Here is an 18,039-nt window from a genome sequence, read left to right on the forward strand (position 1 = left end):
CCCTTCAGACAAAATATGCTTCATCCATTTCTTCCGGTTTTTCTGCTGTTTCTACGTAAATTCTGTAGAGCAGCTTTATCACGCTTTCGGGCAGTTCTGCCCCTGATTTATCTGATACGGTTTCCATGCCGGTATAGACATGGCAGCCGTTTTTGTAATTTGTGTGTTTTAGGAAATTTCTATCAAATTCGAATTCCTTTGCCTTCATGCTTCATCTAACCCTTCATAATGTGTTAAAACAAATTCCAGTGTCATACAATCGTCATCTCCCGTTCCCTCGTCCGGCAGGATGAGCTCATAACAATTTACCAGCGTCCCGTTAAACCGCTGCCGATTTTTCAGGGCATTTTTCTTACGCCGAAGCAGATAGCCGGCTGCATCCAGTTCCTTTACTACCAGATCAGTGTTGGAAGCCCCATATTCTGACAAGATTCGCAGACACAGCTCATCTATGAATGCGACTGTATGATTGGCTTCATTCTTCTTGATGCCCTCCTGGTACGGGTGCATTGCAGCATAGGTCACCAGGTGCTGATAGTACTTGTCAGCGACATTCGTTTTCTCACGGATCGATCCATGGTTCTCTGTCAGAATGGCTGTGATCCCTTCCACGTCCATCGCTACGCCATGATCAGAAAGGACCTTTGCTGCCAGAAGGAGCAGCGCATATTCATTGATCAGCCGTTCGGTAAGATCAAAGTATTCTGTTTCTGGAATGGCATCCCTCATGGCGGTTCTGCATTCCTCGTACTTTGCCTGAATGGTTTCAGGTTCTGCTTCCAGTAAGTATTCAGACAGCGTCTTTCCCAGAATGCCGTACTGCTTTCCGCAAAAGTCATGGATTTTTTCGCTGTGCTCCCGGCTGTCAGTAAATGCCAGTTCAAAGCTGAGCAGACGTGCATCCAAGCCCTTGTTGTGCATGTGTGCATCGGTCAGAAGCCGGCACTCCGAAGACGTGATCATGATCAGCTTCCAGGTATCCGATTCCCGCAGGTCAGCATTGGTATTACAGCGACTTTTATCTTGTTCCAGCGTCACTGTATAAAACAGATTTTCCATGTTCACACCTGACGATACAGTCGCTTCATCAAAAATCTGAGGTATCCCGAACTTTTGAGCAAAATTTCTGACGATGGCATTTAACGTACCGAAAAAAGGGATATAGATCTTCTTGTCATTCGGGTTCGTGAACACCGAAGCCATCAGTGCTTGTGCAGTACTCTTGCCAGTTGTTGTCCTGCCGTAAAAGGAAATAATAAATGATTGTAATGCCATGCCGCACTGTATACTGAGATACGCCAGAAAAAGGGAAGCACAGCTGCAGCAAAGAGCAAACATGACAGCAGTGTTGGTGAGCAGCCGGTTCAATCCTTCTGTGTACACCTCCAAGGGAACATCTTTTGTGTACTGCAAGATCTTCGCTCCTTCTTCATAAGCTATGAACTGCAGTTTTTTCTCTTTCATCATAAATCCCATACCGCAGTACTGTTCCTCGATTTCCAGCTTTGTGATACAGCGGAACAGGTATCGGCTGAAAGCATCTGCATGATCAAAGTTGAAAATGAGACCGTATTTCGAAATTTTCGTGACTTCCTTGGGATACAGCAGGTCATAATCTACATCGACAAGACTGCCGTTGACGCTGAGGCGTACATGGTACTCGTTGTATTTATCTCGGTAAGTGGAGTCCACCAGAAACCAGTTGGACAGCCAGACCAAACCAGTAAAGCGGGTGGAGTGGACTGCAAGCAAAAAGAACTTGTTCGGTACCGGAATGACAGGGTAGCAGTTTTCTTTGTATTGCAGCTGCTGCAGCTGATCAGATGAAAGCGGCTTCATGTCGAACGTTTCAATGCTGTTTAGGATCTGTTTCCACTCTTCCGCTGACATCTCTTTCCGTGTCCCGGCGGTACGTGATAGTTTTCGTATACCCATAAAATTTTCTCCTTTCCATTTTCTGACAAAAACTGCCGCAGCCCCGGCGTGGAGCTGCGGCAGCAATGAATCATTAAAAAAAGTTCGTTAGGTTAGAGGGTGACTATTGCAGCAAGGTTGCCTTTGCCGTCATCCTGTACCTGTGTGAGCGTTCCGCAGCGGGTGGAAGCGTTTTCTGGAAAATCAATGCCGGAGGTTAAAGAAATCACCTCATCTACGACGGCTGTGTCATAGAGAATTCCACCTTTTCCAAGCTTGAAAGAACCTGCCGTGCCGTCCGGAACAGCAACGATGGCGATTTTGCTTTTGCCTAAAAGCACCCTGACACTGGACGGTTCATTTAATGCTGCATATAAGTCATGGTTCAGTTTCAGACGTTTTGATCCACTCGTGCAGACCACTGACATGCAGCCAGTTCGCTGTTTATCTGGTGCAGCCTCTTTGAAATCTGAAAGATCAACGTATGACTCAGCGTTAGAATTTACCTTTTCAATACTTTTCTTTAAATATTTTGCCATTTGATTACTCCTTTTCTTGCGTTTTTATTAAATTAATTTACGTACAAATTTTTTTTGTAGTTGCGGCACCTCGCTTTCTAAGCCATTGACAGAAGGACCATCGAAGTGGTATACTGTTACAGACGGCTTCCTTCCGTCTAATTCTATCATAGCGTAATCTAAAAATCCCCGCAAGGATCATCCAGATCATCTGAGTCATTTATTTTGTCGCCTGCGAAAATCACAAATTTTAATGCGGTATTCCCTAACTATCAGATCTGCCATGAAGCGAATCGACGGCTTCCTTCCGTCTAATTCTATCATAGCGTAATCTAAAAATCCCCGCAAGAATCATCCGGATCATCTGAGTCATTTATTTTGTCGCCTGCAAAAATCACGAATTTTAATGCGGTATTCCCTAATTATCAGATCTGCCATGAAGCGAATCGACGGCTTTCTTCCGTCTATTTCTATCATAGCGTAATCTAGAAATCCCCGCAAGAATCATCCAGATCACCTGAGTCATTTATTTTGTCGCCTGCGAAAATCACAAATTTCAATGCGGTATTCCCTAATTATCAGATCTGCCATGAAGCGAATCGACGGCTTCCTTCCGTCTATTTCTATCATAGCGTAATCCAGAAATCCCCGCAAGAATCATCCAGATCATCTGAGTCATTTATTTTGCAAAATGAAAGCAAATCAACATTTTGGCTAACAGGAGGAACTAGTATGACAACAGATTCATCATGCAGCAACATAGAATTCTATGGCAATATATTTTTCAATCTACTTCTGGAAACTGCTGATCTATCTATACCCGGAAGAAATTTTAATCCTGCCAGTGCACTTACGCAAACACATATGTTCTTTGATTTAAATAGACTGACAAATACAGAATCCGACATGACGAATGATTTTGATGGTCTGTTTTACAATGATAGACTCATTAGCTCAATAAAGAACGCTTCATCTCAATTCAAAAAGGGTACATTCAGCTCCAGAAAAAGCGGTATATACCAATTTAACAATGGTGAAATTATCGCTTCGTTTGATAAACAAGTTGAAAACGAGTATAAAGAAGCTTACATGAAAGCAATTGAGTTTGCCAATAGATATTTCAATAAAGGCAAATCATCTAAGAACAAAAAACTTGTTCAAAAGATCCTGTTTCTGATCTGCAACGATAACACAATTCCTGACGATCAAAAATTATATATATATTCTGATGGTTCCACTGCAGCAAAATCACAACTAAAAAAAATTGATACCATTGAGTTTGAAGCTTTTCTGCTAGGCGTATGGCATTATTTTATTAAATCACAGCGGCTTCAAAAGGAATTTTCAGATGGAGCTTTAACTTTGGGCGAATCTTATCGGGAAATAGACGTGAAATTGCTTTACAATGACAATCCGATCAAGCACCACGAGGAAGAATCCTGCAATTTTTATAGTCAGCTTAACAAAGAAGACGATGCTTCAGAAAGCAATGCCATTTTGAACAATAAACGCTGCATTAAAAGCCGTGGCAAAGAACCGGGATATTTGACTGTGTGTGATGCACAGATGAATTTTTACCCTTCAGAACTGGACGAAAGCACAGACATCATTTCTATATTAGAGAAGAATGATGTTGTTCTGTCCCGGAGCGTTTTCTTCTATTTGTTATCGGGAAACATTTATCCCGTTCATCCCAAACGCAGTAGGAATGCTGTTGAAAAATTGTTTCTCGATTTGCTAAAGCTTACTGTAGGCGATTATCATACAATTGATTTTGAGAAAAGCGTTGCACAATATTTTCCAAACAAATTTAAATATCTGCAAACGATTAGCCAAGCCGAATGTTTAGACAGCAGTTCTAAAATCAAAATTTTTTCGAACGCCATGCAAAACAACTATACCGATTTGCTTCAGCACATGATCAGGATCAGAAAAAAATATTTTTGCTCTGCTTCCCGAAATCAGGCTCTTGTTGTGGAACTGATCGAATTCATAAGAAACGATCATAGCATCGAAGACACACAGCAATTTTTTATTTGTACTGATGGCACGGCACTGACTAAGCAGCAATTGTGCGAAATCGAAGAACTTGAATTTGAACCGTTTTTGCTGGGAGTCTGGTACTATGTGGTTTCTCAGCTTGCATCTAAAGACGACTCGGGCGAATATACACTTAATACAGTTTTCAAACTCACTTACAATTATAACGGAAAAGACTGTGAGAGATACCGATCTGGCGACTTAATTTTCGAACAAAGTGATTTATACATTGATCTCTTTTACCTAGACGCATGATTACATCAAAAAAAATCCCAGCCACAAAATGGAATTGCGACTGGGATTTTTATGTTTGTTTGGACTTGTTTTATGATCAGTACTCTTCCGCCAACAGCATGGTGCAGTGCTCACCATCATCGATGATATACACTTTTGCTGTGACCGGCTTTTCTGCCTCCGCAATGTACGTCATTTCAAACTGCGGCTGCTCCGAGGTATGGTGCACGATCTGCAAACCGTTCTTCTCGCTGAGATGAAACACCTGTAAGTAGTCTTTCGGTTCGGGCATCTGATCAACAGCCTGCCACATCATCACTTGCAGTGCAATCGGTATCTCCGCATCTACGCCTCGTGTCAGGTATCTGCCTTTTGATTTTTCAAACATATTCTTTACTCCTTTACTTTGGAATCAAACATTTCGTACAATTCACCTCGTCGCATGGTAATAGGTTCTGTCAACTCCACCACACCAAATCCCATATCCAAAACAATGCCAAAATCATAGGGTCGCACATGAATTGCTTTCACAAACTGCTGAATGAATGTGCGGAACTCTTCGGTATTTCGTTTTAGCTCTTTCCACTGGGTATGCAGGTATGCCACGTCTTCATATTGAAGTGGTTCCAGCAGCTTTAGCTCGTGCAATCTGGTTTCCAGTTTCGCTTTCTCGTTTTCCAACTGCTCTGCTCGCTGGAGCAAGTCATCTGTAAAGATGCCTTTTTCGATCGCCCTGGTGATGTTGGCAAGGCTGTCCTGCACTTCATTGTATTGTGCAGAAATCGCTTCATGGTTGGCATCAAAATCATGATTGAATTTCTGCACCTGCTGATTCACCTTAGCAACTGCTCGCTTTAGATTTTTCGGCTTCAATCTCTCGCCGATCAGTACAGCAATGTATGCATCCAGATAGTCCTTATTCAGCTCCTTGTTGTTGCACATTGCACGATGCGTATTGCATCTGTAGGTAGCAAGCCGTGTCTTACTTCTTCCCGAAAATCGTAGATTCCCGATCATCCGCTTGCCGCAGACATCACAAACCAGTTTCCCAGTCAGCAGGTAAAACTCCTTGCTGTGATAGCGTCCTGCGTTTCGTTTGTTCTTTGCCTTGATCCGCTGTACCTGTGCAAACAGCTTTTTCCCGATGATCGCCGGACAGCCGCCCTCAATGCGGATGTAGCTGTCCTTTTGAGCGTGGTTATTTCGTTTCCCGTCTGCTCTTGCCGCTGCTTTATTGAACACAAAAACACCGGTGTATTTCTCATTGCTGAGTATCTCATAAAGGCTGTTCTTCCCGAACATTTTGCCACGTTTTGTCTTGTATCCATGAGCATTGAGCCGGTCGATGATCTCACTGTAACCGTAGCCGTCTGCAAACATCTGAAAGATGATTTTTACTGCTTGTGCTTCCTGTTCATTGATAATCAGATGCCGGTTTTCATCCAGATCGTATCCCAGCGGAGGACAGCCGCCAGTATGTTTGCACTGCAAAGCAGTTTCATTCATCCCTTTCATGACTTCCCGTGCCAGGTTCTTGCTGTAGTACTCGGACATGCCCTCCAGGACTGCTTCCATCATAATGCTCTCCGGGGAATCGTCCATGCGTTCCAGCACACTGCAAAGCTTGACGTGGTTCTTCTTTAGCTTCTTCTTGTAGATGGCACTGTCGTAACGATCTCTTGAAAAACGGTCCAGCTTATGCACCAGCACAATGTCAAACAGTCCCTTGCCGCTGTCGGCGATCATCTGCTGAAACTGCGGTCGATTGTCTGTTGTCGCCGATCTCGCCTCATCGGTATAGGTGGAAACCACCTGCCAGTGGTTCTGTTTGCAAAACTGATTCATGGCTCGTATCTGTGCATCAATGGATTCACTTCGTTGATTATCCGAACTGAATCGAGCGTATTGTGCAACCTTTGGTATACTCAGCATCTTACCACCTCAACGGGCAGATAGATGTCTTCACCATAGCTGTCGCCAATGATTCTGACACCATGCAGATAGCTTTCTTCTCCGATTTCCAACACTTCCACAAACTCCAGTTCATTCATCGGAACACAAGTAAATTCCTCTTTTTCAAGGATTACAAAACAGCCAATGTCATCCATGTTTTCTACTTGGTATTCCTGCATCATTGCTTCTGCTTTTTTCTGAATGTGCATTTGCAGAAAACTGTTTTCGATGCGGTTCATTTCCTGCAAATTGGTTACTTTTATCATGTTTCGATTTCCTCCATTTCATAGGGTTCCAACACCCATTCTCTTCGGACTGCTGGTGTAAGTGGATGGCAGGCATTTTTCCCGATCTGGTACATCTTGCTGGCATGCTGTTTTATCAATTCCAGCAGGTATTTCTGCCGTTCTCTGACACGCAGAGTATTCTTTCCGATCGTTCCCCAGGCGATGATAATGGCATCACTCATTGCTGCATATTGCTGGATGATCTCATCTGCTTCATCATGAATCAGTTCATCATCACCGTTGAAACGGAGATTGAGTTTTTCCATGATTCTGCTATACAGATTCACGATATTGACGCTGCCAAAACCAAGCTTATGAAGATTGTTGATAACCAACATCGTGGTCATATCAAAGTTGACCGTATCCGCTGTATTCGGGTTGATCATGCTGATCATTGCAGATGGCTTTTCGCTGTCCCATTCTTTCCGCAGAAGCAAGCGATGCTCTTTATCATCTGAAAAGATGGCTTTGCTTCTAATCGTTGTTGTTTCTTCCAGCATTTCTTCCTCCCTCTAAAAAAGAGGCTCAGCATCACGCCAAGCCTCCCACGAACAGAATTTTTACTTACTCTTTTTGACCAGTGCCAGCAGTTCTACGCCGCAGGCAACCCCTGCCAGAAACATTTCAATTGCAATCGGCATTGATGTACTTCACCTCCTCTCGTTCCTGCATTTCGATGGCGATCCCAATGCTGCCGATCACCAGTGTCAGTACCAGTCCTGCGATAAATTCCTTCATGTTGCATTCCTCCAATTTTTCGTTTTATGCTTCACACTGTAACAGTGTTTTCGCCTCGCTAATTGCTTCCTCCATTGCCGCTGTATCCATGAGCAGTTCTTCGATCTCGTCCGGATCGTATCCGACTTCCAGCAACAATTCTACTTCTTCTTCCGAAACGCCAAATGTACCGCAGTATTCCAGCAACAATTCTTCCCGCTCATCTTCCATCCACCATTTTGCGTAGTCCCAATTGTACGGGTTGAACATGGTGTGGATGTAGTCCTGCATGGTAAAGGTACTTCTGTTGATCTTTCCGTTCGGAGTGATCTCCAAGATTTCTCCCTCAGATATTTCAACTTCACAAGCTTTTTCTGTCATGCGAATTTTCTGCAAGGCATTATCCAAAATGCTCTTTGTGCTGGCGTAAACGTACAATCCCAGTGCAGGAAAATGATACAAAGTCAGCGGGTTATTGCCTTTCACCAGAAACAGCGTATTGTCGTTTCTCAAAATCGTAAAGACAAAACTGCCCTCCACCAGTTCTGCCATGCGTTTGATGTTTTCTGCATCAAGGTTCTGTTCCTGTTCCAGAAGCTGGACAGCGACGTAGGTGTCGGTTTCGATCGGTGTCGGTGGGAGATGCTGTTCCCGGCGAAGCTCTCTGTCGTTGTACAGCACGCCGTTGTGGGCAAGAGCAAACGATTCTTTGCCGCAGTGCCCCTCGAACGGGTGATTGTTGCAGTTCCGTTTCTCGCTGCCCTGGGTCGTGAACCGGGTGTGCCCGATGACCGCTCTCGTGTCCCTGGGAAAGAACAGCTTGACCTTGTGTGCCGGTTTCGGCTTTTTGTAGGTGACCATGCTGCCGCCCCGGACGTAGGCGATTCCCGTTGCGTCTGTGCCACGGACTTCCGCAGCGACCGAGAGATAGTGTATCAGCTTTTTCAAAACGGCATTACTGGTTTTACCCTTGTAGTCTAAGAATCCAAACACAGCACACATCTTACATCTCCTCGCTTTCTGCTACCATTTCATTGACGTACAGTCTTCTTTCTTTCAGATACTGGATCAGTTCCGGTTCCCGAATGGAGCTTACAAACTCCGACCAGCTCATGGCATCGATGCCATCCTCAGACAAAGAAATCGCCGCATCACAGATGTGGTTAACCATCTGCAGTGTGGCGATGAAGGTGTTGTATTTGAGCGTACCTCGGAACAAGCGAAATTCGATTGTGTGGTAGTTATTGAGATTGACTGCGACGTATCTGCCGTTGCAACCGCTTTTCGCTTTCTCCAGGATTTGTTTGCCGGTTTTCTCAAAGCCGAATCTTGCACTCCAGCGGCTCATGTTGTAGCTGCTGCGTCTGCTGAACGTAAAGAGTTCATTCCAGTGCTTTTCTACAAAGAACAGGATCCGGCTGATGACATCTTCCTGTTCTGTCTGGTTATCTCCGAAAGCGTTTCGATTGACATGAACATGCAGACCGCAAGTTGATGTTTGATGAGAACGATAACCCATGGAAACTGCCTCCCGAAGGACTTCCTTCCAGTTCATTTCCTCTGTGTGATACTCTAAGGTCATGGGGTGGGAAACGATCTCAAAGCCATCTTCCAGAGAACCATCCGACTTGATGTAAATGTTTTCCTCATGCACATTGGCGATGCTTTTGAGGCTGGCGGCGTTGTCATTGTCCTTACCGCCTTCATCCACTTCCAGTTCTACGCCGAAGTATCGTTTTCCGTTTCCGTAGAAAATGGGTGTGGGCTTGTAGCCGTATTCCTCGATCTCGTCTTCAAACTCGTCGAAGCATCTTTCGCAGTAGGGCAGGTCGCTGTGCCAGCAGACAATGCTTTCCGGAACGATCTGCCCGCAGGATTCGCAGCGGTAGTAGTGGGCATCGAAACAGTCCTGGCAGAGGCAGGTGTCTTCATCGGAGACGCTGTTCTGTTCCCAGATGGTTTCGCCGCAATGGTCGCAGGTGACGCAGTGTTCCTCGACACAGTCATCGCAGAGCAGCTCATCGTCTACCGGTGTGCCCTCTCCCTCTGCAAGTACTCTTCCGCAGTAGTCGCAGATTCTTACTTCTTCTTCCATTTCAAGTTCCTCCAAAAACAAAAATTCCGGTAAGGCTGAAAGAATTCACCTTACCGGAATTATAATATATATTTGAGGTTGGGGGTTGATACGGGTTTTGCTGCATTTTCAAAGTAACCCCATGCTGCACCTGCGTATTTTATTTTTAGAAAATTTTGCATGGTAAAACAGCTGTCGCATTGTCGCACAGTTTCTTCGGAAAAGAGAGAATCTCAAGCTTGGGACACAGCCAAAAAAGCACTGGAAGCAACAGGAATTTACCAGAATAGCAGGAATCTACAGGAAAACCGTAATACAGTAATGTTTTTCTGTCGCACTGTCGCACTATTTTTTCACAAGTGAATTTCAAGACACAGCGACAAAAAATGCGTCGGATATTGTTCTTTCTGACCCCGCATTGAACAAAAGTGCATATTTCTGAGAAAACAAAAAAGCCGTAAATACGTGCAATTACGTATCTACGGCTTTTTTCGCTGCGTTTTTTTACTTTAAAAATACGCATTTCTTCGTGCCAAAGAACGATTATTTTGATACAATGCACCCTTGAAAAAGCTATCGTTTTCCTGTGAGTAACTAACGTTTTCTTGTATGCACCCGAAAGGCTATCGTTTTCTTTTCACATTTTTGCATCAAATGGCGGAGGATACACTTACCGTAAAATTCGATAAAGCAGTTCTGAAATTGATATAATCGCTTCGATTATGTGTACTATATTCAGAAAATATTACTTGACATTTGCGAAGAAGCATGGTATAATTTAGACTGAAATTAGTCTAATAGGAGGGCAAAATGGAAAACGAATTGATATATCTGGATACATATGTACTCCAGCAAGATATGAGGATAAGATTACCTAAAAGCATATTATCAAATTTATCTGTAGAAAAAGGAAAAAGCAAGTTTTCTATATATATTGACAGGGCAAATAATCGGCTAATCTTACAGCCTGATGATACAATGGAGGATAATGGTGGCACAAACAAAAAGTAAACCTATCTGTATAGAACGTGCATGGGCGATGCCAAATAAAAATACATTTAAAATTAAACCAATAGAGCAATTGATTGCTGAAACGGTAGACCTTTCGCTCCTCTGGATTGATCCGTTTGCAAATCAAAATAAAATAGCAAGCATAACCAATGACTTGAATACAGAGTACGACACAGATTATCATCTTGATGCTTTAGATTTTCTGAAAATGTTTGATGATGATTCTGTAGATGGTGTACTTTACGATCCTCCGTATTCGCCTCGTCAAGTTAGCGAATGCTATAATGATGTTGGCTATTCTGTAACATGGGATACAACGAAAGCGTCATTCTGGGGAAATCATAAGCGTGAAATATCTCGCATAGTTAAGATTGGCGGTAGAGTTATAACATTCGGATGGAATAGCGGTGGCATAGGAAATAAGTATGGCTTTGAAATCGAGAGAATTCTTCTTGTTCCACACGGCGGATGGCACAATGATACGATCTGTACTGTTGAAGTAAAAACACATGAGGGTTACTTTGATAAACCGAAAAAAACGCCATCAAAGTTAGGAGAAAAAACAATGCTTACTGAAAATGACAAGCAACTGATTGCGACTTTAAATAAACTCCCGATTGATTATTGGGATTTTCGAGAGGATGACACTAAAGAGTATACGCATGGGCTACACAATTATCCTGCAATGATGGTTTGCCCGATTAGCAGGAATATCATAAGACTCATGAAAGAAATACAGCCTGTTCATGCTTTATTAGATCCTTTTGCCGGCTCTGGAACAGTACTTGTAGAAGGTATGGTTAACGGGATTGAAATTGTATCTGGCAACGACATCAATCCACTGGCTTTACTGTTAAGCAAAGTCAAAACTACGCCTTTAGATAACAAGTTGTTGATGACCGAAGTAAATCAACTGCTCAAAAGAATATCGAATAAAAGAGAGTCTTATTTGTCAGTCCTTGATGGTGTTGATTCTTATTTCACTGATATTCTTCATCTGGATTTAACAGAAAAAAAAGGATGGGGCGATAAAGCACATACATATCTGAGGGACTACTGTGAAACCAATAAGATTGATATTGTTATACCTGAGTTCAAAAATATGGGCTACTGGTTTAGACCACACGTGATTTTAGAACTTGCCATCATAAAAGCTGAAATTGAACAAATCAAGGATAAAGATATCCGTGATTTTGTTTTTGTTGCAATGAGTGAGGCGATTCGCTTTGTATCCAACAGGCGTAATGGAGAGTTTAAGATGTTCCGGATGCCTGCTGCTAAAGTGCAAGCATTTAATCCGGAGGTTTATGTAGAGTTCAGAAAAATATTATTGCGAAATGTTTCTAAAATGAAAGATTTCTGCGAGGCACTTGATAATGCACATTCCGAATCGGACGTGTCAGTATTTAACAATAATGTATGTACGCTATCAGATGTTCCAGATGATACTTATGACCTTATCATTACTTCGCCACCTTATGGGGATAGTCGTACAACAGTCGCATATGGTGAGTATAGTCGGCTTTCTCTTCAGTGGATAAATCTGTTTTCTCTTTCTGAAAAGGAAATTATGAGCATTGACAAATCATTAATGGGTGGAAAAAAATATAGGAACGGTTTTGAATTCACCTTGTGCAGTGAAACTTTACGTGCATCCCTTGATGTTATTAAAGATGCAGATATTGAGCGTGCAGGAGATGTATATAGTTTCTACGTTGACCTTGATGCTGCACTTCAGAGCGTAGCACGAAAGACCAAGTCAGGTGGCTATCAATTCTGGGTTGTTGGCAACAGAACTGTGAAAAACGAACTACTTCAAACTGATGTTATCATAGCGGAACTGGCACCACAATATGGACTTGTTCCATTATATACTGTCGATCGCAACATCCCGAATAAAGTGATGCCGTCTCTCAATTCACCAACCAATATTACTGGTGTTAAAGGTTCGACCATGACTATGGAACATATTGTAATATTAAGAAAACAGTAATCAAAACCACCCCATTGAACGGGTGGTTTGCGACAGCTCTAAAAGGGCTTGATACTGACACTGCCCCTTAAGTAGGCTTGAAAAGATTTTCAACTGTATTTCACACACTATAGCTCACAAGTGAGCAAATTATTTGCCACTATACTTCGTACTGTGGCTGGATAATTATGTCAGTAATGATATAATAACAATATCGCCTCTTGTCATGGCAATACCTCCTTTGTTTTTTAGTTTGCTTGCCAAACCTTACTTAATTTATCAAGTAAAGTTTTTTCTACCCATAGCTAAAGATTTTTTGAACTCCCAGTAAAACTGGGGGTTTTCGTTACACAATAATTAAGGCTCCGTCAATTACGGAGCCTTGTTCGTTATAGCAACTCTTTTTTCTCATCAAAACAATCGTCTAACTTGCGTGGAGATACTCTGATTGCAGTGCCATTATCGTGTAACTTCCCTTTCTTTTTTCCGGAAGCATATACACCAAGTCTTATATCCATTTCAAGTTCTCCGGATTGTAAGCCCTCAATCATCCTGTCGGCACTGAATCCAGATAGGCTAATCGCTTCATCGTAATGAAAAGATTCTGAACCATCATCTTCGACTCTTACATCAGCCTGAACATGATATAGTTTTCCTGCAGGATACTTTTTGGCGAACGCTTTCCTTAAATCCTCCTCTTCCCAATAAACATCTTCAAGAATACCATCTTGTTTATGCTCTAAATATAGTCTGTCATCTTGAACAGTGAGTTTCATAAACTCCTCGCCGTTAAGGGTGTTGAAGCCAGCTCCATTAACAGTAGTATGTAGAACCTTAGCATTAGGATTTAACTCCATAGATTCTTCCGTTTGATAGCCATATTGGTTTCGTAGCACACTATTATTAACACCACGTTTAGCGGGAGATTTTGTAAATAAGGTCAATGAACTGCCAGAATCTTTTCGTGTTGCTTTCAGTTCTACTGAACCGAGATCCGCAGCTTGAATTGGATTCTCCTCAATTCCCAGTTCGTCTTCAAGGGTTTTGCCAATCCCCGTATCTCCGGCACGATGCGAAGGTATGAATCCTTTTTGTTCAACGCCTTGCATTGCTGACTGAAATGTATCATCGGATGTCAGGTCACCTGTAACTTTAATTCTTCTTTCAGCCATTTTTCACATCTCCATTCATTTTAGTTTTTTGACGACCTTAAACAAAAGATGTTGATCGTTTTCTTTGATTCTGAATCCAGTTCCGTGATCATGAGTTTGCCCGTCTTTTGCGCCGCCATGATACTGACCGATTCTGAGGTCTATGTAAATCTTTCCATGCTCTAAGAGAGAGACAAAAGCATCGTAGTTAAAACCAGATACTTCGTAAGCTTCGACAAATTTGAATTCTTCGTTAGCACCAGAACCTCTTGATTGAGCTTTCGCATAAACGAATTTTCCCTTATACTTCTTTTCAAAAGCCATTCTAAGTTGTTCACGTGTCCAATATGCATATTCTTTGCCATCTTCATCAATTATAGAAATCTTAGTATCATAACACGAAACTTTAAGGCTGTGTCCTGTATCGGCAATTGCTACATACCGATTGGCAGAAAGAGTTGAATGGAGAACTTTCTCATCATTATCATAGGCATCGCTGGAATACCCAAAGGTCATACGCAGTGTATTGGCTGCTCCCTTCGGTTGCGGAGTTTTAGTGAAAATGGTAAGCATACTATTTGAATCAAGCCTGCAGGATTTAAGCTCATAATCGCCAAAATCCGGTCCGTCAATATTGTTTTCAATAATGCCAAGTAAATCCTCAAGAGTCTTACCAATGCCAGTTGGACCTTGACGATGAGTTTTAATCCAACCCATATTGCAAATCTGGATGTACTTTTCGATGAATTCAGCCAATGTAGTAATCATAGATCATCCTCCTTGTCACACTGAACGATAGATAGTGAGAAACTGTATATTTTCATTATATCACATCTTCAAGAAAAAGTACAGCTTTTTTGCAAGATTTTCACATTAAAAAGTGAAACATGACCTTTTTGTAGGAGCTGGAACTATATAATATTCCTTTTTGCAGGGCGTAAAATTGCAAATTTGAGCAATTAAAAATAATTTTTGCATCTATTGACAAATGGTGCGAAATATGATATACTATATGCAAAGAAATGCAAAAGGAGGCTTCTGTATGTCAAATCATGAAAATGTATCTGATGACAAAATTGATGATAAAGATACCATTAGGGGTTTTATTGCTACTGCCTCTATGGGACTCACCGCAAAAGAGGAAATATCAGAAAAGTATCAATTTGTAGAATCTAAGATCAAGGACTTAAATTCTCGTATAGCTGGTCTTGAGGAAGCTACTGAAAGATGGGAAATGATGGCTGACTTGCAAGATTCAAGCGAAGCGTATAGAATTGCCGAAGAATATGGTACTGAAGAAGAAATTAAAGCTAAGTATAAAAAACTTGAAAAAGAACGTACTCAATGGGCAGGCTTTCTCAGCCAACTTGAATCCCTTTTAGAAAACTGTAAAAACTTCAACAAGACTCTTTGCTTTTCAAACATTCGTGAGTTGTTACGGCAAAAGCCTGATGTGAAGATCGGTCAGATTGAAAAAGAAGCTGGAATTCGTTTAGGGTATATGTCTCGACTTGAAAAGGAAGGAAATACTGCTGAACCAAGCATGGAGTTTATTGTTACTGCAGCAAAATTACTGAAAGTCTGCATTGATACGCTTATATCAGTTGATCTTACAGGATTAACCCCTACGGAACAATACATTGTCAGTTTCTTTGATAAATTGAAAACTGATACATTGCAGGACAGACTTAATTGGAACAGAGAAAGTGCTTTTAATCTTAACAGAATAGAGCCCGATTATTATGGAGTGATATACCATCCTCTATTTGCTGAAGAAACATTCTATGAAGAAACAGAATGTGAATATCCAGAAGAAGTGACTCGGATTGTTTTCAATTCAAAGACGTTCGGACCGCATACTTGCATAAACGGAGATTGTTTCAATTTGCGTTTGAAGAATGGTACAACACTTTATCTTATGGATATTGCAAAAAGCGTCCGTAGAATCAATGATCCTTCTGCATATGCTGTGGAAGCATGGATGTATGTTCCGCATAATGGTAGCCAGCTATTGGTCGCATCTCAAGACGATACTCCGATTGCTCCTCTCCTTGAAGCATTATTTTCTGTGGTCAAGGAGCGTATGGAACACCCGAAAGTTAACAATGATGTCATGTACGCTATTGACTCTTATATGAAAGATGATATAGAGGATGATACAGAAGACACGCCATTTTGAGAAAGGAGAATTATGAATGACAAAAACAGCCATAAGAAATCTTCATAGTGACAAACCGATTCCACCTCGGTTCTGCGATGTTGTCATTGAAGACGGAAAGATTTTTCTTGAGAAGAAAACGGATAAGAAACAGTTCGAAAAAATTCCTTGGGAAGATGTGGTTTACCAAGTAGAAACTGCAAAATCCGCACAAAAGTAAGTTATAGAAACTACCGCAAACTGCCCCGAATCTTTGTATCGTGGAGCTAAAGCCGGAGTTATCTACCAAGCCTTTTATGGGCAAAGTAGGTAACTCCGGCTTTTTGTTTTGTAAGACTATTTCAACTTCACATCAACTGCTTTAAGTATCCATCAACAATCATTTGAAAAGCCTCCTCCGGAATATCACCGTCCCTGTACTGTGCAATCAGTGGTATCATCTTCTTCAATATTTCGTTCAGATATAGAAATCTTGTATCGTTTCCACAAGCACAAAACTCCATATGTAAGTCGACTTCGTCTTGATCTGATAACTTATAATCGGAGAACCTTTCATAATCCGGAAAGAAGAAAACGGGATATGTGTCATCAATTTCTCGTGGTTTGTGTTCCATTAAGCCATTACCATATTCCTTCTCATATTTTGTCTCTTTTACTGTCAATTCAGCAGTCCTCAATTTTCCAGCAGAGAGAAACTTTGTAATGAAACGGAAGGCATCACGTGGACTTGTACCTGCTGAATTTTCAGCTGGATTCCCTACAAGGCTATCAATAGATACTTCAAAGTACTGTGCAATTTTATATACCTGATCAAGAGTAAAACGTTTCTTTTCGTTACGATTCAATGCTTTGCTTACGTTAGCCTGCGTCATACCTGCAATTTCTGCGAGTTTCTGCTGCGTTATATTGTTTTTCACAAGGAGCATACGGATATTTTCTTCAAGTAACTGGAAATTCAATTCTGACATATTCATATTCCTTTTCAATATATTATTCCTAATTTGACATGAAAACTAAAGATTTGATTATATTATATCACATTTGATATAATTTTTTAAGAGGGCGGAAGTGATTTTACGCAAAATTTACAAAGTTACAAAAACCGTTCGTTTTAACCTCTACTTTTTCCATGAATAACGGGAGAGGTTGACTTTTCCGTCTATTTATGTCCCCAGTATGACGTTAAACTGCTGACTCATACATACTGACACCGGTTGCTCAACAGGCTGTGTGGGACAATAGAATAACAAGGCTGTCAATTTGAGCTTGACGGCTGCAAACCGAATGGAGTGAAATCCCTTTTGGAGTGCAGTCTGATTTGTTATGCCATTTTGCAGCCGGGCGATTCCTCCATTCAAGACAATGGAGGAATTTTTTATGCCAATTTATGAGAAAAAAGATGAAAAACTGAGAGTACGCAAAACGCCAGCCGCCAAAAGGACTACATACACCTATCCGATTTATGACGGCAGCACAATTACCCTGATACCGGGAAAAGACGGTATTACTGAAGAGTTTATTGTACTTCTGCATCATTTGGATGATGCAGAAGTACGCAACAACCTGAAAAACGGTCGTCCTGAACTGACCGCTGAAGAAAAGCAGGCTGTAAAGGAATGGGAAAACGCTCATCCCGGTGAGAAAGCACCAAAAAATTGGAATCTTTCCATTGACTATGTGATGTCTGATGATGAACATGATTCTGAGAAAGCCGCTATTGAAAATATTCCTGACGGCAGTGAAGTATCTCCGGAAGTAGAAATGCTCCGTGCGGCTGTTGAAACTATGTCAGAACGTCAGAAACAGGTTTATGAACTTCATTATCTGCGAGGTTTCAATGTGAAGGAAACCGCCGCAATCCTCGGTATGTCATCACCGACAGTTACTGCTCACAAAAAAAGAATTGTGGAAATTATAAAAAAGTTTTTTGAGGGGGCTAATTTTTCAGGCTGATCCGAGGACTGTATGGTGAGAAGGAATGATTCCCAATCAAAAAAAGATGAAGAGGTG

18 protein-coding genes are annotated in these 18,039 nt (G+C 41.6%); 6 read left to right on the top strand and 12 right to left on the bottom strand.

Annotation, left to right across the window (positions count from 1 at the left end; genetic code table 11):
- Positions 1-4: 4 nt before the first annotated feature.
- The 3 genes from DXB92_RS13980 to DXB92_RS08535 all read right to left on the bottom strand — a co-directional run bounded on the left by DXB92_RS13980 (position 5) and on the right by DXB92_RS08535 (position 2,453).
- Positions 5-208, bottom strand: a complete 204-nt coding sequence (locus DXB92_RS13980) for a hypothetical protein (protein WP_117733546.1) — start codon at positions 206-208, stop codon at positions 5-7.
- Positions 205-1,935: a DUF927 domain-containing protein gene (locus DXB92_RS08530; protein ID WP_117733547.1), complete on the bottom strand. Its 1,731-nt coding sequence runs from the start codon at positions 1,933-1,935 to the stop codon at positions 205-207. The genes DXB92_RS13980 and DXB92_RS08530 overlap by 4 nt, the downstream gene beginning before the upstream one ends.
- 92 nt (positions 1,936-2,027) lie before the next feature.
- Complete coding sequence (locus tag DXB92_RS08535; RefSeq protein WP_117733548.1) at positions 2,028-2,453, bottom strand: hypothetical protein; 426 nt, start codon at positions 2,451-2,453, stop codon at positions 2,028-2,030.
- A gap of 711 nt (positions 2,454-3,164) precedes the next feature.
- On the opposite strand from DXB92_RS08535, the gene DXB92_RS08540 reads away from it, so the two are divergent.
- Positions 3,165-4,727, top strand: coding sequence for a hypothetical protein (locus DXB92_RS08540; protein ID WP_117733549.1), 1,563 nt, complete (start codon positions 3,165-3,167; stop codon positions 4,725-4,727).
- 76 nt (positions 4,728-4,803) lie between these two features.
- On the opposite strand, the gene DXB92_RS08545 is transcribed toward DXB92_RS08540, so the two are convergent.
- From DXB92_RS08545 to DXB92_RS08570, 6 genes are all read right to left on the bottom strand, one after another.
- A complete protein-coding gene (locus DXB92_RS08545; protein ID WP_117733550.1) occupies positions 4,804-5,094 on the bottom strand; it encodes a DUF960 domain-containing protein in 291 nt (96 codons plus the stop codon).
- Positions 5,095-5,099: 5 nt separating this feature from the next.
- Positions 5,100-6,638 carry a recombinase family protein gene (locus tag DXB92_RS08550; RefSeq protein ID WP_242986634.1) on the bottom strand — a complete coding sequence of 513 codons (1,539 nt, stop codon included), beginning with the start codon at positions 6,636-6,638 and terminating at the stop codon, positions 5,100-5,102.
- The gene (locus tag DXB92_RS08555; RefSeq protein WP_117733551.1) at positions 6,632-6,925 is read right to left on the bottom strand and encodes a hypothetical protein; all 294 of its coding nucleotides are present in this window, start codon (positions 6,923-6,925) and stop codon (positions 6,632-6,634) included. The genes DXB92_RS08550 and DXB92_RS08555 overlap by 7 nt, the downstream gene beginning before the upstream one ends.
- Complete coding sequence (locus tag DXB92_RS08560) at positions 6,922-7,446, bottom strand: DUF1643 domain-containing protein (protein ID WP_117733552.1); 525 nt, start codon at positions 7,444-7,446, stop codon at positions 6,922-6,924. Before DXB92_RS08560 ends, DXB92_RS08555 begins: the two co-directional genes overlap by 4 nt.
- 262 nt (positions 7,447-7,708) lie before the next feature.
- On the bottom strand, positions 7,709-8,665 hold the full coding sequence (locus tag DXB92_RS08565) for a class II glutamine amidotransferase (protein ID WP_117733553.1): 957 nt from the start codon (positions 8,663-8,665) through the stop codon (positions 7,709-7,711).
- A 1-nt stretch (position 8,666) separates the two neighbouring features.
- Positions 8,667-9,758 (bottom strand): amidoligase family protein, encoded by a 1,092-nt coding sequence (locus tag DXB92_RS08570; RefSeq protein WP_117733554.1) that lies wholly within the window; start codon positions 9,756-9,758, stop codon positions 8,667-8,669.
- 789 nt (positions 9,759-10,547) lie between these two features.
- Here DXB92_RS08570 and DXB92_RS08575 point away from each other — a divergent pair.
- Together DXB92_RS08575 and DXB92_RS08580 are read left to right on the top strand one after the other, a co-directional pair.
- Positions 10,548-10,748, top strand: coding sequence for a sucrose-6-phosphate hydrolase (locus DXB92_RS08575; protein WP_117733555.1), 201 nt, complete (start codon positions 10,548-10,550; stop codon positions 10,746-10,748).
- Positions 10,726-12,741, top strand: coding sequence for a site-specific DNA-methyltransferase (locus DXB92_RS08580; protein ID WP_117733556.1), 2,016 nt, complete (start codon positions 10,726-10,728; stop codon positions 12,739-12,741). Before DXB92_RS08575 ends, DXB92_RS08580 begins: the two co-directional genes overlap by 23 nt.
- A 368-nt stretch (positions 12,742-13,109) precedes the next feature.
- On the opposite strand, the gene DXB92_RS08585 is transcribed toward DXB92_RS08580, so the two are convergent.
- Together DXB92_RS08585 and DXB92_RS08590 are read right to left on the bottom strand one after the other, a co-directional pair.
- On the bottom strand, positions 13,110-13,892 hold the full coding sequence (locus DXB92_RS08585) for an MvaI/BcnI family restriction endonuclease (protein WP_117733557.1): 783 nt from the start codon (positions 13,890-13,892) through the stop codon (positions 13,110-13,112).
- 15 nt (positions 13,893-13,907) lie between these two features.
- Positions 13,908-14,639, bottom strand: coding sequence for an MvaI/BcnI family restriction endonuclease (locus DXB92_RS08590; RefSeq protein WP_117733558.1), 732 nt, complete (start codon positions 14,637-14,639; stop codon positions 13,908-13,910).
- A gap of 274 nt (positions 14,640-14,913) precedes the next feature.
- Here DXB92_RS08590 and DXB92_RS08595 point away from each other — a divergent pair, with 274 nt between their 5' ends.
- Positions 14,914-16,050 (top strand): helix-turn-helix transcriptional regulator, encoded by a 1,137-nt coding sequence (locus DXB92_RS08595; protein ID WP_117733559.1) that lies wholly within the window; start codon positions 14,914-14,916, stop codon positions 16,048-16,050.
- Positions 16,051-16,066: 16 nt separating this feature from the next.
- Positions 16,067-16,249, top strand: coding sequence for a hypothetical protein (locus tag DXB92_RS08600; protein ID WP_117733560.1), 183 nt, complete (start codon positions 16,067-16,069; stop codon positions 16,247-16,249).
- Between the two features lie 127 nt (positions 16,250-16,376).
- Here DXB92_RS08600 and DXB92_RS08605 read toward each other — a convergent pair whose 3' ends face one another.
- The gene (locus DXB92_RS08605; protein ID WP_181976994.1) at positions 16,377-16,997 is read right to left on the bottom strand and encodes a helix-turn-helix transcriptional regulator; all 621 of its coding nucleotides are present in this window, start codon (positions 16,995-16,997) and stop codon (positions 16,377-16,379) included.
- Between the two features lie 409 nt (positions 16,998-17,406).
- On the opposite strand from DXB92_RS08605, the gene DXB92_RS08610 reads away from it, so the two are divergent.
- Positions 17,407-17,982, top strand: a complete 576-nt coding sequence (locus tag DXB92_RS08610; RefSeq protein ID WP_181976995.1) for a sigma-70 family RNA polymerase sigma factor — start codon at positions 17,407-17,409, stop codon at positions 17,980-17,982.
- Positions 17,983-18,039: the final 57 nt, after the last annotated feature.

The sequence above is a fragment of the Ruminococcus sp. OM06-36AC genome (assembly GCF_003438725.1).
Classification (GTDB): domain Bacteria; phylum Bacillota; class Clostridia; order Oscillospirales; family Ruminococcaceae; genus Ruminococcus_C; species Ruminococcus_C callidus.